Source organism: Pseudomonas sp. JDS08PS003, from assembly GCF_045013505.1.
GTDB classification, from domain to species: Bacteria; Pseudomonadota; Gammaproteobacteria; order Pseudomonadales; family Pseudomonadaceae; genus Aquipseudomonas; species Aquipseudomonas protegens_B.
In genome coordinates this window covers 4,039,588-4,053,526 of the sequence record NZ_CP120724.1, presented here as the reverse complement: position 1 = coordinate 4,053,526, position 13,939 = coordinate 4,039,588, and the positions used below count along the sequence as shown (strand labels likewise).

The 13,939-nt window shown below is 65.8% G+C and carries 15 protein-coding genes; 9 read left to right on the top strand and 6 right to left on the bottom strand.

What is annotated here, in order from left to right; all coding sequences use genetic code 11:
* Nucleotides 1-53: 53 nt before the first annotated feature.
* The 3 genes from P7C00_RS17915 to P7C00_RS17905 all read right to left on the bottom strand — a co-directional run bounded on the left by P7C00_RS17915 (nucleotide 54) and on the right by P7C00_RS17905 (nucleotide 3,006).
* The gene (locus P7C00_RS17915) at nucleotides 54-779 is read right to left on the bottom strand and encodes an META and DUF4377 domain-containing protein (protein WP_346636331.1); all 726 of its coding nucleotides are present in this window, start codon (nucleotides 777-779) and stop codon (nucleotides 54-56) included.
* A 362-nt stretch (nucleotides 780-1,141) separates the two neighbouring features.
* Nucleotides 1,142-2,506, bottom strand: coding sequence for a hypothetical protein (locus P7C00_RS17910; RefSeq protein WP_404936999.1), 1,365 nt, complete (start codon nucleotides 2,504-2,506; stop codon nucleotides 1,142-1,144).
* Between the two features lie 185 nt (nucleotides 2,507-2,691).
* On the bottom strand, nucleotides 2,692-3,006 hold the full coding sequence (locus P7C00_RS17905; RefSeq protein WP_346636329.1) for a hypothetical protein: 315 nt from the start codon (nucleotides 3,004-3,006) through the stop codon (nucleotides 2,692-2,694).
* Between the two features lie 243 nt (nucleotides 3,007-3,249).
* Here P7C00_RS17905 and P7C00_RS17900 point away from each other — a divergent pair, with 243 nt between their 5' ends.
* The 3 genes from P7C00_RS17900 to P7C00_RS17890 are packed head-to-tail and all read left to right on the top strand — an operon-like array spanning nucleotide 3,250 to nucleotide 5,437.
* Nucleotides 3,250-3,906, top strand: a complete 657-nt coding sequence (locus tag P7C00_RS17900; RefSeq protein ID WP_346636345.1) for a secretin and TonB N-terminal domain-containing protein — start codon at nucleotides 3,250-3,252, stop codon at nucleotides 3,904-3,906.
* The gene (locus P7C00_RS17895) at nucleotides 3,903-4,448 is read left to right on the top strand and encodes an RNA polymerase sigma factor (protein WP_123725113.1); all 546 of its coding nucleotides are present in this window, start codon (nucleotides 3,903-3,905) and stop codon (nucleotides 4,446-4,448) included. The genes P7C00_RS17900 and P7C00_RS17895 overlap by 4 nt, the downstream gene beginning before the upstream one ends.
* 38 nt (nucleotides 4,449-4,486) lie before the next feature.
* Entirely contained in the window at nucleotides 4,487-5,437 is a 951-nt protein-coding gene (locus P7C00_RS17890; protein WP_346636328.1) for a FecR domain-containing protein, read from the top strand.
* Between the two features lie 222 nt (nucleotides 5,438-5,659).
* On the opposite strand, the gene P7C00_RS17885 is transcribed toward P7C00_RS17890, so the two are convergent.
* Both P7C00_RS17885 and P7C00_RS17880 read right to left on the bottom strand, forming a co-directional pair.
* A complete protein-coding gene (locus P7C00_RS17885) occupies nucleotides 5,660-6,271 on the bottom strand; it encodes a type II secretion system protein GspJ (RefSeq protein WP_404936998.1) in 612 nt (203 codons plus the stop codon).
* Nucleotides 6,268-6,687 carry a GspH/FimT family pseudopilin gene (locus P7C00_RS17880; RefSeq protein WP_404940030.1) on the bottom strand — a complete coding sequence of 140 codons (420 nt, stop codon included), beginning with the start codon at nucleotides 6,685-6,687 and terminating at the stop codon, nucleotides 6,268-6,270. The genes P7C00_RS17885 and P7C00_RS17880 overlap by 4 nt, the downstream gene beginning before the upstream one ends.
* 172 nt (nucleotides 6,688-6,859) lie before the next feature.
* Between P7C00_RS17880 and P7C00_RS17875 the strand changes: the two genes are divergently transcribed.
* A complete protein-coding gene (locus P7C00_RS17875; RefSeq protein ID WP_404940028.1) occupies nucleotides 6,860-7,288 on the top strand; it encodes a type II secretion system protein N in 429 nt (142 codons plus the stop codon).
* 3 nt (nucleotides 7,289-7,291) lie between these two features.
* Here P7C00_RS17875 and gspI read toward each other — a convergent pair whose 3' ends face one another.
* Nucleotides 7,292-7,678: a type II secretion system minor pseudopilin GspI gene (gspI, locus tag P7C00_RS17870; RefSeq protein ID WP_404936997.1), complete on the bottom strand. Its 387-nt coding sequence runs from the start codon at nucleotides 7,676-7,678 to the stop codon at nucleotides 7,292-7,294.
* A gap of 148 nt (nucleotides 7,679-7,826) precedes the next feature.
* On the opposite strand from gspI, the gene gspG reads away from it, so the two are divergent.
* Genes gspG through gspD form a run of 5 tightly spaced genes read left to right on the top strand, consistent with a single transcriptional unit; the run spans nucleotide 7,827 to nucleotide 13,386 of the window.
* Nucleotides 7,827-8,273: a type II secretion system major pseudopilin GspG gene (gspG, locus tag P7C00_RS17865; protein WP_123725119.1), complete on the top strand. Its 447-nt coding sequence runs from the start codon at nucleotides 7,827-7,829 to the stop codon at nucleotides 8,271-8,273.
* An 8-nt stretch (nucleotides 8,274-8,281) separates the two neighbouring features.
* Nucleotides 8,282-9,265: a type II secretion system minor pseudopilin GspK gene (gene gspK, locus P7C00_RS17860; RefSeq protein ID WP_346636323.1), complete on the top strand. Its 984-nt coding sequence runs from the start codon at nucleotides 8,282-8,284 to the stop codon at nucleotides 9,263-9,265.
* Complete coding sequence (gene gspL, locus P7C00_RS17855) at nucleotides 9,262-10,446, top strand: type II secretion system protein GspL (RefSeq protein ID WP_346636322.1); 1,185 nt, start codon at nucleotides 9,262-9,264, stop codon at nucleotides 10,444-10,446. The genes gspK and gspL overlap by 4 nt, the downstream gene beginning before the upstream one ends.
* Nucleotides 10,439-10,999, top strand: coding sequence for a type II secretion system protein GspM (gspM, locus tag P7C00_RS17850; RefSeq protein ID WP_346636321.1), 561 nt, complete (start codon nucleotides 10,439-10,441; stop codon nucleotides 10,997-10,999). Before gspL ends, gspM begins: the two co-directional genes overlap by 8 nt.
* Nucleotides 10,996-13,386, top strand: a complete 2,391-nt coding sequence (gene gspD, locus P7C00_RS17845; RefSeq protein ID WP_346636320.1) for a type II secretion system secretin GspD — start codon at nucleotides 10,996-10,998, stop codon at nucleotides 13,384-13,386. The genes gspM and gspD overlap by 4 nt, the downstream gene beginning before the upstream one ends.
* Nucleotides 13,387-13,939 lie beyond the last annotated feature (553 nt).

Genomic DNA, 13,939 nt, shown 5'->3' with positions numbered 1-13,939 from the left:
GGGGCTTTTTTATTGCCTGCCGATTGCGTCGGCAAGCGGGTGCTGGGTGGCGCTTAGCGGGCCTTGGCCGAGGCGTCCTGCTCGACCACCATGTCCAGCACGTAGACCGTGGACGGGGCATCGGCAGGCGGGTTCTTCCATTCGTACTGCTTGACGCGCAGCACGTTGCGCACGCCGTCCTGATGCTCGTAACCCTCGATGGACTGGTACAGCGGATGCCAGTTGTCCTGGGTCGGCAGTTGCAGGCCGGCGGCATCGTAGCGGCGCTCACGCACTTGCAGGCACTGGAAGTCGGGGATCAGCGGGTGGCTGCACTTGACGGTCTTGGCGGCCACTTCCAGGAAGCGGGTCTCGCCCTGGCTGCCGTAGCGGGTCTCGGGGGTGGGCTGGCCTTCGAACTTGAGCTGGGTGCCGTCCTGGGTGGTCAGTTGCAGGGTCGGCGTCGATTCGTCGCCGCCGAAAGTGCTGCGCAGGTCGCCTTTGAACAGACGGCCGACTTCGGCGTCCAGGGTCATCAGGCTCGGGTCGCAGGCCATCATGGTCGAGGCCAGGGGCTGCACCTTGAGCACGCCGTTTGCAGACTGGAAGCCGCCGAACTGGCGGTTGCAGCCGCCGCTGATGTTGAGGTTCTGCCCGACGAAGGTCAGGCGCAACTGACGCTCGATGCCCTTGTTCAGGGCGGCAACGGGTTTGCCCGCCGCGTCGCTGGCCGAGACCAGTTGCCAGTAGTAGGCAGCCAGTGCTGGCTGGGCGCTGACGGATGCAGTGCTGGCGGGCATGGAAGAGGATCCTTCAGGGGGAGTGGACGCCGGGGTGCAGGCCTGGAGCAGGGCGGCACAGACGGATACGAGGAGGATGTTTTGCTTCATGGTTCGCTCTTTCAGCCTTGATGGAGTATGACCTGCGGCATTGGCGGCAGGCCCAGGCCGGTAACCTGGGGCAGTCAATCAGGCGTCCGATGCGTGGCGCCCGCCACCTGGGCCGGGCGCCGCCGGACGACCGCTGCCGTTACCGATTGCGATGTGACAGCACTGTGCCAGTTCGGTTTCATGGCCGGTGGCTCCCGGGAGTGTAACCAAATCTTGCACGCGCGCTGCGAACAGGCCTCGCACCTTGCGCTGCGCCGCCCACTGCCCAGGGCTTACCAGAACCAGTAAGGCAGGAATTTGGGCGTGGGCTCGTTGGCCAGTTCCAGGTGATAGGTGATGGCGTTGAAGAAGAACCCATCCAGCAAGAGAAACGCCGCCACGCCGAACGCCAGGACGATCACCTCGTAATGCCGGTGTTCGGCGTATTGCCGGCCGATCCAGTAGCGCACGCCGCTGAGCAGGGCAAAGCTTGCGAACACACCGGCGAAGTTGGGCTGCAAGGGCTGGGCGGCAAAAGCGTTGTAGCCCAGCACCAGCAGCGCCAGGACCGCGCCGCTGGCCGGCAGGTTCAGGCACAGGCGCAGCAGGCGTTTGCGGGTGGTGCTGAACAGGCCGTTGGGGTCGACGAATATATAGGCCGCCAGCAGGGAAATGGCCGGGGTGATGGACACGATGTAACGCGCCTTCTTCGAGTTGGGAACGGTGAAGAACACAATCAGCACCAAGAACCAGGCGCCAAGGTACAGCAGCAGGCGCGGTGCCGACGGCGGCGGGGCGCTGAACCACTGCCTGGCGCTTCTGGCCATGACGCAGAGGGCGTAGAACGCGGTGAAGCTGTAGGTGACCAGCCCGACGCTGAAGTAGAAGTAATAGCGTGGCGAGTGATCGCTGGCGATTCGGCCCAGGCCCTGCATCTCCAGCACTTGCTGCATGAAAGTCTCGCCGCCCTGCACATGGGCGGCCCAGGCCAGCAGGGCGACCCCGGCGAGAAACAGCAGGCCGCTCAGCAATGAGAACCCGAACAGTCTGCGCGACTGTCGGCTCAGCAGGTAATAGGTGCCGACCACCAGCGCCGGGCCGATCATGCCAATGGGCCCGCGCAGGGCAAAGCCCAGGATCAGGCCGAGGAACACCAGCGCCAGGCGTCCGCGCTGTTGCTTGAGATCGGCGGTGTAGGCCAGGTAGAAGCAGCTCACGGTGATCAGGGCCGGATAGATGTCCAGGGCCAGGGAGTTGACGCTGTCCAGGAACGCCCAGGTGAACAGTGCAAAGAGCACGCCGCAGACGCCCCATTTCTGCTCATGCAGGGCCCCCAGCTTGTAGATGAACACCAGCATCAGCGACGCGGCAATGCACAGGGGCAGGCCCATCGACAGCACGGACAGCTGGCCGAAGGGCAGCGACGCCAGGTAGACCAGCACCGTGTTGACAACGGTGTAGTCGGGATACGGCTGCAGATCGTCGGCGATGGGGAACAGCGTCATGCCGTGCTGCAGCATGTAGTCGGCGAAGTCGACGAAGCGCGTGGTGTAGTTGAGGACTGCAGGCTTGTACTGCAGGCCCATGAACAGCACGAGGGCCACCAGGAAAATACTCAGGGCGGGTCGTTGCCAGATTTGTCTTTGAACGCTTTCCATGCTCTCAACACACACAAAAATACTGACGATACGGTGGCCAGTAGGCGAACGCCAAGCACGCATGGCGGCGTGGGACGTTGCTGGCACCGGTGTTTAAGGTGCAGCAATCTAGCGCGGCAGACGTTAACGGCCGGTATACGGGCAGTGTCCCGGTAATAGGCCGCATGAGGCGCGAGGAAATGCCCTCAGGGTCGTTGCGGCTTGACCGACGTGCCGAAGGTATTGCCCATGCGCACGCTGGTGGCGGCCGGTGTCGAAAGCCCGACCTGGTTCGGCGGGCGCTTGTGCACCGGGTTCTCCATGGCCTGCTGATTGGCCTGGGCTGCCTTGACGGCGTCCGGGTTGTTGCCCATCTGTTTGCTCAGGCAGTTGTAGTCGGGAGCCTTGTAGCCGCCGACGCTGACTTCCACGCAACCTTCGCTGGCTTCCTCGGCCTGCACCGTCCAGGGCAGGGCGCACAGCAGCAACAAGGTGACGGCGTATTGGCTTGAACGATTCATCCTGGCCTCCTGGCAGGCCCGGGAAAGCGGGCCTCGATGCCGGCCGAGTGTAGTGCAAACCGATGACTGGAAAAGTGATGGTTTTTTTGCCGTGGCCGTAACACCAGATTCATAAACTGGCCTCAGGATGACGCTTTTAGGGATTGGACTGCAGTGCAGCGACGCAGCGCGCAGGTCGGGCGATGGACTTCATTGCACGGGGGCTTGGCGACCTGTGTGCTGGGGCTTGTGCTGCTGGCACCGATGCCGCAGGGCTGGGGCCAGCCCGCTGTCGAGGGACCACCCCGGGTGGATTCCCAGACCCTGCTGGCGCTGGAGATTCCGGCGCAGAGCCTGGTGGATGCCCTGGAGCTGTTCAGCCGCGCCACAGGGATGGCGGTGCTGGTGGATCGGGAGTTGACCCGGGGGCGGCGTTCGGTGGGGATCAAGGGCCGCTACAGCGCTCGGGAGGGGTTGAGTCGCCTGCTGGCAGGCAGTGGCCTGATGGCCCGTTATGCCCGCAGCGATGCCTTCACCCTGCAGGTGCCGGAGGCGACGCCGGCCACGCCGTTACAGGGTGCGGGAAGCAGTCGGGCGGCGCGGCTCAACAGCAGTTATGCCAGTGCCGTGCAACAGGCGGTGGAGCACAGTCTGTGTGGTTCGGCGCTGACCCGTCCGGGCAGCTTTCGCGCCTTGCTGCAACTGTGGATCGGCGCCGATGGCACGGTGCAGCACAGCCGTCTGGTGAGCTCCACCGGCGATCCGCAACGGGATGAGGCCTTGGTGCAGCGCCTGGCCGATACCCGGGTTCAGCGCCAGGCACCCAGCTCGCTGCGCCAGCCGCTGACCTTACTCTTGATACCGGACACAACAGGGAAACGCATGGACTGCAGGGAATGGGAAGGAGCTTCCGGGGTATGAAAAATACCGGACAGAGTGCGATGGTCAGGCTGTTCCTGACGTCCTACGAGGACTTTCGGGTGCGCTTGCGCAGACGCCTGGGTTCCGAGGACCTGGCCAACGACGTCCTGCATGAAACCTACCTGCGGGTCGACCGCATGGAAGAGCCGCCCAACCTGCTGCAACCCAATGCCTACCTCTATCGCATGGCCCTGAACATTGCCGCCGACCGCCGCCAGTCCGACGCCCGGCTGCTGACCGGCGACGAGGTCGAGGAACTGCTGCACATCGCCGATGACACCCAGGACCCGTCGCGGGTGGTGGGCGGCCAGAAAGAAATCCAGACCCTGCTCAAGGCCCTCTACGAACTGCCGGCGCGGCGGCGCAAGATCTTTATTGCGGCGCGCCTGGAAGAGGCGCCGCACCTGGAAATTTCCCAGCGTTTCGGCATTTCCACACGGATGGTGGAGAAGGAAATCAAGGCTGCCCTGGGCCATTGCGCCTTGCGCCTTGAAAGAAAAGTCATTCAGCGGTTCGGTCCCGGGGCCGGAAAACTGTCCTAGACAATGAGTCCCTGATCAATCCGTGAGTACCTGCGCGCTTGAACATTTTTAGCATCTCCACTCCCCAGGCCTCGGCGGACCCGCAACTGCTGAGGGAAGCCCGGGACTGGCTGGTCCTCCTGACCTCGGGTCGGGCCACCGTGGCCGACGCCCGGGCACTGCGCCAGTGGTGCGCGCAAAGCCCGCAGCACGCGGCCGCCTTCGAGCACACCAAGGCCCTGTGGCACTGCCTGCAACCGGCAGCCCAGCAGCTGGAGCAACAGTCCCGGCCCCGGCACTTGGGGCGTCGGGCTTTTCTGGGCGGGGCGATTGCGGCCTCGGCGGCGCTGTTCATGGTCCGGCTCACCGTCCCGGGTGGCTTTGCCGGGCTGACCGCGGATTTCGCCACCGAAGTCGGCGAGCAGCGGCGGGTGGACTTGGCCGAGGGCGTGAGCCTGGAGCTCAATACCCAGACCCGCATCAGCCGCCGCGACCCGGGCGCGGGCGAGCAGGGCATCGAGCTGCTGGAGGGCGAGGTGGAAGTCTTCAGCCACGGCACCCAGCCGCTCAAGGTCCAGGCCGGTGATGGCTGGCTGAGTGCGCGTCAGGCGCGCTTCAATTTGCGCAACACCGATCATCAGGTGTGCGTGACCTGCATCGAAGGCAGCCTGCAAGTGGCAGTGGCGGGGCGCAGCATTCGCCTGGACAGTGGTCGGCAACTGACCTACGACGCCAGGGCGGTGGGTGAGCCGATCGCCGTGGACCCCCGCAGCGTGATCGCCTGGCGCGAACAGGTGCTGGTGTTCGACAACGCCAGCCTCAACACCGTGATCAGCGAGATCAACCGCTATCGTCCGGGGATGCTGGTGCTGCTCAATGCCGAGTTGGGCCAGCGCAAGGTCCAGGCGCGCTTCAACCTCAACCAGTTGGCGGGCGTGGCCTTGCTGATCCGTGACGCCTATGGTGCCAAATGCACCGAACTGCCGGGCGGCGTTGTCCTGCTGAGCTGACACGGCCCCACCCGCACCGCCTGATTGCCTGATGCGCTGCGGGGGTACGCCGGAGAAGAGGCCGGTGGGCTTTCCGCAATTCCCGGATCGATGTTGCCTGGCCGCTGCGCGGTTCGCCGGCAAGCCGGCTCCTACAAGGGGGTGGGTGTCTGTAGGAGCTGGCTTGCCAGCGAAGAGGCCGGTGGGCTCACCGACAATTCCCGGATCGACAGTGCCTGGCTGCTACGGGGTGAGCGGGCCCAGCACCTGGCGGTAGCGTTCTTCGCCCTGGGGCGTTTGTCGCACCAGGCGGATTTCCAGGCCCGGGGGATTGTCCTGGCGATTGCCACTGAGTTGACGCCAGCCTTTGTCAGGGTTCCAGACCCGTACCTGCAAGTCGCTGACCCGGCCGAGCACGGCCACCCCGTTCTTGGGTGCCGGCAAGGGGTAGCGGTCCCGAACCTCGGCCTCGGCGCGGTACAGGGTGTCGCCCTTGAGCCACCAGCGCACGCGTTGCAAGCCGACCCCCGGAGCGGGTGCGCTGCGGATCACTTCCAGGCGAAAGCCCTTGCTGTCGGAGCTGCGCACGCTCAGTGGGGCGGGGCTGTCGGGTTCGGCTTCGTCGCTTTCTCCCAGGCTCGGTTCGCGCAACTGGGAACCGGCCCGCAAGGCTACGTCGCGCTCCAGCTGATTGAGGCTGCGCAGCAGTTCTTCGGTCTGTTCGGTGCTGGCCCGCAGATGGCCGTCGGCCCGGGTGACGCTGTCCAGGCCGCGCCAGGCAATCAGGCTGACCAGCGCCATGAGCATGATCGCCACCATCACCTCGATCAGGGTAAAGCCGCGTTGTGTCGTCATGGCTGGCTCACCACCCGCAACTGGCCGCTGGCGCTGCGCTCCACCCGGAGGCTGTTCTGGCCGTCGGACAGCACCACCTGCAGCGGCGGGTTGATCCATTCGGCGTTCAGTACCAGGCGCTGCCTGGGCTCGATATGCACCTGCAGCGCCGGGCTTTGCCAGGGCCGTGGCCGCAATTGCCGGTCGTGGCGAAAGTCGTCGATGCCGCTGCCCTGGTCCTCGCGGCGGCTGAAGGTGTAGCCCTTGGCCGTGGCCCGCCAGGTGATCGGCCGGCCATCGGCCCGAGCTTCGGCCTGGGCCACTTGCAGCAACTGGGCCAGGCCTTCGGCGTCCTTGCGCAGGGTCTGCAGCGGATCGGGCCTGATGCTCAAGCCCACGGCGGCGCTGGCGATGCCGATGATCACCAGCACCACCATCAGTTCGATCAGGGTGAAGCCCTGTTGCTTGCCTGTGTGTCGCACCTTGTGCTCCTTGGCGACGGGACGGGCCCGTCCGATGCAGATGATCGTGCAGTGAAATAAAACCGTGAGAATTGAGCTGTAGGCTGTGGCAACGGACAAACAGGAGGTCCCGCCGATGCTACGTGCCATGTCATTTCCGTCGCGCCTTGACGCCCCCCGGCTGCTGCAATACGCGGCGTTGCTGGCGGCCCTGGCCGGTGTCGCCACCTGGTCGTCGCTGCTGCTGACCCCGGCGCAGTCCCAGCCCCCGGCGGTGGCGCCCCAGGTGCTTGCCGCGCGCTCCGACAACCCGGCCTTGCAGTGGTTTGCCAACCAGCCGGTCCAGGTGGAGATCAAGGTGTCCGGGGTCATGGCCGGCGCCCAGGGTGCGGTGGCAATCCTCAGCTTGAACGACGGTCCACCGCGCAGCTTCCTGGCCGGCGAACAACTGACCCAGGGGGTGCGCCTGGCGGCCGTCGAGGCCGACGGCGTGCTGATCGAGCGCGGCGGCGAGCAGTCGCGGGTCAAGGTCAGCAAGTTGCCGGACTCGCCGCTGCTGCCACGGCTGACCCGTTGAGCCTCATTGGCGCGGTGCCTGGGGCCGGCTGACCAGGGTTTCCAGGCGGGCCAGGGGCGGCGCTTCGCGGCTGCGGTCACGCACCTGGACACTGACCCGCAACAGTCCGGGCACGGTTGCGGTGCCAATCGCCTGTTCGCAGCGCAGCTTCAGGCGCCCCTGGTCGCAATCGACGCTCTTCAATCCGCTGGGCAAACGGCCTTCCAGGCGCAACTCGGCGAGCCGGCTCTGCGCTGCCAGCAAGGCCAGGGACTTGTCCCGCAGCAGACCGTTGCTCTGGGTCATCAGCCCGGCCACGCGCACCGCTGCGGCCATCGCCACGGCAATGATGGCCAGGGCCACCAGCACCTCGATCAGGGTAAATCCAGCTTGTTTGGACAAGGCTCGCATGGGCCCCTCGAGACTGGGAAACAGCCTCGCAGACTAGCCTGCAGGCTTGACCGAATGGCGACTGAAACTCCCGAGGTTTTTCAATACCACTGACATATCTTCTTGCAACACTGCGCGACGAATCGAACTCAAGCCAAGGAATGTCGAGATGGATATCGCGCCTGTCACCTCAACCGCTCCACCCCGAAGCCAGCGTGGCTTCACCCTGATCGAGATCATGGTGGTGGTGGTCATCCTCGGGATTCTTGCGGTGATGGTGGTGCCCAAGGTCCTGGACCGTCCGGACCAGGCTCGGGCCACGGCGGCCAAGCAGGATATCGCCGGCCTGATGCAGGCCCTGAAGCTGTATCGCCTCGACCACGGCAGCTACCCGAACATGAACCAGGGCCTCAAGGTGCTGGTGGAGCGTCCGGCCAATGCCAAGGACAGCAACTGGCGCTCCTACCTGGAGCGGCTGCCCAACGATCCCTGGGGCCGTCCCTATCACTACCTCAACCCGGGGGCCAATGGTGAGGTGGATGTGTTCTCCCTCGGTGCCGACGGCCAGCCCGATGGCGACGGCGTGAATGCCGATATCGGCTCCTGGCAGCTGTAAGGCCGGCCATGAACAGCCATTCGCCCAATGCGGCGAAGCAGCGTGGCATGGCCATTATCAGCGCCTTGCTGATCGCCGCGGTGGTGGCGGTGATTGCCGCTGCCATGCTCTCCCGGCAAAGCACCTTTACCCGCACCGTGGAAGCCGAGCAGGCGCGGGTGATGGGGATCGGGGTGTTGCAGGGCGGCCTGGAATACAGCCGGCAATTGCTGTGGGACGCCCGTCAGCGCGATGTCCTGACCCGACTCGACCAGGCCTGGGCACGGCCCATCGGCGATCAGGCCCTGGGCGGCTTCAACGCTGGGTTCCAGGGGCGCCTGCAAGACCTGCAAGGCAAGTTCAACCTGCGCAATCTAGTGTTCAACCAGCAAGTGGACCCGGTGCAGTTGCAGGCCTTCGAACAGCTGTGTCAGCTGATCGGCATCGACAGCGCCCTGAGCCGCCGCATCAGCCAGCGGGTGATCGCTTCCTATCCCCAGCGCTTGGGCAGCACACCGCCCGCTGCCAGCCACCCGGGCAGCTTCAACAGCGGTCGCCTGACGTCCCCGGGCGCAGCGACCCAGACCTTGCCGCCCCGTCAGCCGATGCTGCGCAGCCTGGACGACCTGCGCGGCATCCAGGGTCTGGACCAGGCCCGGCTGGCCCGTCTTGAACCCTACGTCAGCATCCTGCCGGGCAACACCTGGATCAACGGCAACACCGCCAGTGCCGAGGTACTGACGGCGGCGGTGCCGGGGCTGCCACTGTCCCGGGCCAAGGCCCTGGTGGCGGAACGCGATGCCGGGCACTGGTTCATCAATCGTGGCGACTTCCTCAACCGTCTGCGCATGCCCCATCTTGCGGTGGAGCAGATCAAGGTCGGCATCACCAGCGAATGGTTCCTGCTCCAGGGCCAGGCTCGCCGCGATCAGCGTCGGGTCAGCCTGGAGGCCCTGTTGCACCGTCCCGAGGACCGCATGCCCCAGGTGATCTGGTCGCGGGTGGGGGCATGAGTCGCTTGCGTATCGCCTTGCCGCCCCTGGCCGAGTTGCTCGCGGCTGAACCGCCATTGGCCAGCCCGGTGGACTTCGCCCGGCTCGATCGCAGTGGGCGGGTCGGGGAGATCGGCCGCTGTCCCCTGGGGCAACTGGCCCAGGGTGACAAACCGGTGCCGGTGGAGTGCTTCCTGCATCCGCTGGACAGCCTGCTGACCCAGATCGAGTTGCCTCAGTTGCCGGCGGCGCGGATCAAGGCCGCGGTGGACTGCGCTGCCCAGGCGCTGATCCTCGGCCCCAGTGAGCAGATGCATGTGGCCCATGGCGCCCGGGATGCCCAGGGACAGGTGGCCCTGAGCTGGTTGCCCAAGACCGCACTGCAGGCCCTGGGACGTGTGTTGGCAGAGGCCGGACTGAAGCTTCAGGGGCTGTACCCGGCGCCTTATGCCTTGCCGGTGCCACCGTCGGGGCAAGCCAACCTGTGCCTGCTCGATGGCCAGCTACTGCTGCGCCAGAGCAGCGGGCAGGGCAGCGTGCAGCCGCTGGTGGAAGAAACCCTGGAACAGTTGCAGGCCTCGGGCTGCGAGGTGGGCTGGATCGGCGATGCCGCGCCGCCGGCCTGCCAGCCGCTGCCGGCCGAGCAACGCTGGAGTGGTCCGCTGCCGGGATGGGGCTTGCACGCCGGCGCGGTGGCGGGGGGCGTGAAGGCCCAAGGCTGGGGCCGGGCCCTGGGTTGCTGCGCCCTGGCAGTGCTGATCTGGATCGTGGGGCTGAACCTGTATGCCGCCCGTGAGGCCGAACAGGGCCAGCGGCTCAAGGCGCAGATGAGTCAGCGGGTCAGGCAGGTGTTCCCCCAGTTGCCGGTGGTGCTCAATCCCTTGCAGCAGGCCCGCCAGCAACTGGCGGCGCAGCAGAGCGGGGCGGCGGACCCGACCCAGGTGTTCACCCGCCTGTTGCAACAGGCCGGTAGCGCCATGCCCTTTATGGTGGGCAGCGTGCAGAGCCTGAGTTTTGCCGAGGAGCGCTTGCAGCTGGAGCTGCTGCCGGACACGCCCAAGAGCGCTGACAGCGGCTGGCAGGGCGCCTTGACCCAGGCCGGCTACAGCGTCCGGGCCGAAGGCAATGGCTGGAGCCTGAGCCCGGCCGCAGACGAACCGGCCAACGTCGCCGACACCCCCCCGGGAGCTGAAGATGAATAAGGCCATGCTGGCGCAGTATCAGGCGCGTTGGTCGCGCCTGCGGACCCAGGCCCAGGGCTATTGGAGCACTCTGGCGCCAAGGGAAAAACGCCTGCTCAGCGCCACCGCCCTGGGCGTGCTGGGGCTGCTGCTGTGGTGGCTGTTGATCCAGCCGCCGCTGAAGAAGATCGACTACTGGCAAGCCGAGACGCCGAAGCTGCGCGCCCAGGCCGAGGCCCTGGAGGTGCTGTTGCACGAGGCGGCGGGCAGCAACAGCCGTGGCACTAGCCTTGAGCAATCCTTGCGCCAGACCCTGGACGGGGCCGGGCTCAAGGACCACTACCAGTTGCAACAGCCTGATGAAGCCGGCCCCCAGAGCTGGCGTTTGACCTTTGAGCAGGCCCCGGCGGATGCCGTGGTCGGCTGGCTGCTGGGGGCTCCCCGGCAGCTTTCACTGCAGGTGGTGGAGGCCCGTCTGCAACGCGCAGCCGCGGCCGCCGCCCAAGACTCGGCAGGCACACTGTCCGGGACCGTTCGCATGGATCAGGCGCAGGGCGCTAAGGAAGCTTCATGAAGTGGTCAGGTTGCAATTACGTGCGCCAGTGTCGCAAGGCCGCACCTTTTCTGTTGCTGGCGTTGGGGGCCTGCAGCAACACCCCGTCCACCACGCCGCCGCCCTTGCTGGTGGACAGCGAACTGGGCCAGCCCCTGGCCGATACCCGGCGCAGCGGCGATGCCCTGTTGGATCGCCAGCGCTTGCAGGCACAACAGGCTCAACGACCTAAGGTCCTGCACCCGGTGACCAACAGCAGTCGCGGCCACGGCAGCCCGCGCAGCACCAGCGTGCCGCGCAACCCCCTGGGGGATCAGCCGGTGCAACTGAACTTCGTCGACGCCGATATCCAGGCGGTGGTACGGGCCTTGTCCCGCTCCACCGGCCAGCAGTTCCTGGTGGACCCGCGGGTCAAGGGCAACCTGACCCTGGTCAGCGAAGGCCAGGTGCCGGCCCATCAGGCCTACGACATGCTGCTGGCGGCGCTGCGCATGCAGGGCTTTTCCGTGGTGGACGTGGGCGGCGTGGCCCAGGTGGTGCCCGAGGCCGACGCCAAGCTGCTGGGCGGGCCGATCTACAGCGCCGACAAGCCGATGGGCAACGGCATGCTGACCCGCACCTTTCGCCTGCAATACGAAAATGCGGTGAACCTGATCCCGGTGCTACGGCCCATCGTTTCGCCGAACAACCCGATCAACGCCTACCCGGGCAACAACAGCATCGTGGTCACCGACTATGCCGAGAACCTGCAGCGAGTCGCGCAGATCATCGACGGCATCGACACCCCCAGCGCCATCGACACCGATGTGGTAGCGGTGCAGAACGGCATCGCCGTGGACATTGCCACCATGGTGGCCGAACTGCTGGAAACCCAGGGCGGCGACCAGACCCAGAAAATCAGCGTGATCGGCGACCCGCGCTCCAACTCCATCATCATCCGTGCCGGCAGCCCGGAGCGCACCGAGCTGGCGCGCAACCTGATCTACAAACTGGACAACGCCCAGAGCAACCCGAGCAACCTGCACGTGGTCTACCTGCGCAACGCCCAGGCCGGCAAGCTGGCCCAGGCCCTGCGCGGGCTGCTGACCGGCGAAAGCGACAGCGGCGGCAACGACGGCGCCCGGGCCATGCTCAGCGGCATGGGCGGCAACAGCCAGAGCGGCCAGAGCCCGACTCAGAACAGCAGCGGCACGCCCACCGGCAGTGGCAACGTCAGCAGCAGTGGCGGCAGCGCCTACGGCCAGGGCAGCAACTCCGGCAGCGGCTTGAGCGGCACTGGCCAGGCAACGGATCAGAACACCGCCTTCAGCGCCGGCGGGGTCACCATCCAGGCCGACGCCACCACCAACACCTTGCTGATCTCCGCCCCGGACCCGCTGTACCGCAACCTGCGGGAAGTCATCGACCAGCTCGACCAGCGTCGCGCCCAAGTGGTGATCGAGAGCCTGATCGTCGAAGTCGGCGAGGACGATGCCAGTGAATTCGGCGTGCAATGGCAGGCCGGCAACCTCGGTGGGCGTGGCGGCTTTGGCGGGGTCAACCTCGGCGGCAGCGGGCTGGTGGGCACCCCGGCCAGCAAGACCAGCATCGACGTCTTGCCCAAGGGCCTGAACATCGGCGTGGTCAACGGCACCGTGGACATCCCGGGGATCGGCAAAGTGCTGGACCTCAAGGTCCTGGCCCGGGCGTTGAAGAGCAAGGGCGGAACCAACGTGTTGTCGACGCCGAATCTTTTGACCCTGGATAACGAGGCAGCGAGCATTTTTGTTGGCCAGACCATTCCCTTTGTTACTGGCAGTTATGTCACCGGAGGCGGCGGCACCAGCAACAACCCGTTCCAGACCGTGCAGCGCGAAGAAGTGGGTCTCAAGCTCAATGTGCGGCCGCAGATTTCCGAGGGTGGCACGGTCAAACTGGACATCTACCAGGAAGTCAGCAGCGTCGATCCCCGTGCCTCGGTGGATGCCGGGACCGTGACCAACAAACGTGCGATCGATACCAGCATCCTCTTGGATGACGGGCAGATCATGGTGCTGGGCGGGTTGCTGCAGGACGGTTATAGCCAGAGCAATGACGCGGTGCCGTGGTTGTCGAACATTCCCGGGCTGGGGGCGTTGTTTCGCAATGAGAAGCGCAGCATTACCAAGACCAACCTGATGGTGTTCCTGCGGCCTTACATCATTCGTGACAGTGGCGCGGGGCGCAGCATTACCCTCAATCGTTACGACTTCATGCGCCGGGCGCAGGGGGAGTTGCAGCCGGAGCGCAGTTGGGCGATGCCGGATATGCAGGCGCCGCAGTTGCCTTCGGCGGCGAAGGCGATTCCGGGGGCGGTGCCGGTGTCGTTGCAGACGCCTGGGGCTGGGCAGGGGCCGCGGGCGACGATCAGGGCGGTGCCGGTGCAATGAAGGTGTTCATTCAGAGGCATGGAGCATATGTCCGTGGTTGTGGTCATGGCCACTTTTGCGGGGGCTTTGACGGCCAATGGAGGGGCTACATATCCGTTGCGGTGGTTTGCGGTTTTGTCTTTGCGGCGATGTTGACGGGGTACATATCCGGTGCTGCGGTAACGGCCGCTGGTGGTTTCGTTTTTATGGCGTGGGGGTGGGGTACATATCCGTTGCTGCGGGTGTGGCCACTTAGGGTTTCGCCCTTACGGCGACTCACTTTTTTCAAACGCCAAAAAAGTAAGCAAAAACGCTTGCCCCTCCATGGGCCCCTCGCTGGGGCTCGGGGTTCCCTCGCTTCGGCATTGCTCCGGGGGCCCGCCGCCAACCGGCCATCCATGGCCGGGTGGCGGCTAGCTCGGCATCCTTGCCGAGCTGCCCCCTACGCAACGCCTACGCTCGGCCGGCTGGGAAGGGGCCTGAAGATCAAGATCAAGATCAAAAGCCAGAGCCAAGCGCGTGTTACGCGCTTTTTGTAGGAGCCGGCTTGCCGGCGAAGAGGCCCGTGAGACAT

Bases quoted from the DNA above. Each gene is read 5' to 3' on its own strand.
- P7C00_RS17915 (WP_346636331.1), bottom strand. From the start codon at position 779: ATGCCCGCCAGCACTGCATCCGTCAGCGCCCAGCCAGCACTGGCTGCC.
- P7C00_RS17910 (WP_404936999.1), bottom strand. From the start codon at position 2,506: ATGGAAAGCGTTCAAAGACAAATCTGGCAACGACCCGCCCTGAGTATT.
- P7C00_RS17905 (WP_346636329.1), bottom strand. From the start codon at position 3,006: ATGAATCGTTCAAGCCAATACGCCGTCACCTTGTTGCTGCTGTGCGCC.
- P7C00_RS17900 (WP_346636345.1), top strand. From the start codon at position 3,250: ATGCCGCAGGGCTGGGGCCAGCCCGCTGTCGAGGGACCACCCCGGGTG.
- P7C00_RS17895 (WP_123725113.1), top strand. From the start codon at position 3,903: ATGAAAAATACCGGACAGAGTGCGATGGTCAGGCTGTTCCTGACGTCC.
- P7C00_RS17885 (WP_404936998.1), bottom strand. From the start codon at position 6,271: ATGACGACACAACGCGGCTTTACCCTGATCGAGGTGATGGTGGCGATC.
- P7C00_RS17880 (WP_404940030.1), bottom strand. From the start codon at position 6,687: ATGGTGGTGCTGGTGATCATCGGCATCGCCAGCGCCGCCGTGGGCTTG.
- P7C00_RS17875 (WP_404940028.1), top strand. From the start codon at position 6,860: ATGTCATTTCCGTCGCGCCTTGACGCCCCCCGGCTGCTGCAATACGCG.
- gspI (WP_404936997.1), bottom strand. From the start codon at position 7,678: ATGCGAGCCTTGTCCAAACAAGCTGGATTTACCCTGATCGAGGTGCTG.
- gspG (WP_123725119.1), top strand. From the start codon at position 7,827: ATGGATATCGCGCCTGTCACCTCAACCGCTCCACCCCGAAGCCAGCGT.
- gspK (WP_346636323.1), top strand. From the start codon at position 8,282: ATGAACAGCCATTCGCCCAATGCGGCGAAGCAGCGTGGCATGGCCATT.
- gspL (WP_346636322.1), top strand. From the start codon at position 9,262: ATGAGTCGCTTGCGTATCGCCTTGCCGCCCCTGGCCGAGTTGCTCGCG.
- gspM (WP_346636321.1), top strand. From the start codon at position 10,439: ATGAATAAGGCCATGCTGGCGCAGTATCAGGCGCGTTGGTCGCGCCTG.
- gspD (WP_346636320.1), top strand. From the start codon at position 10,996: ATGAAGTGGTCAGGTTGCAATTACGTGCGCCAGTGTCGCAAGGCCGCA.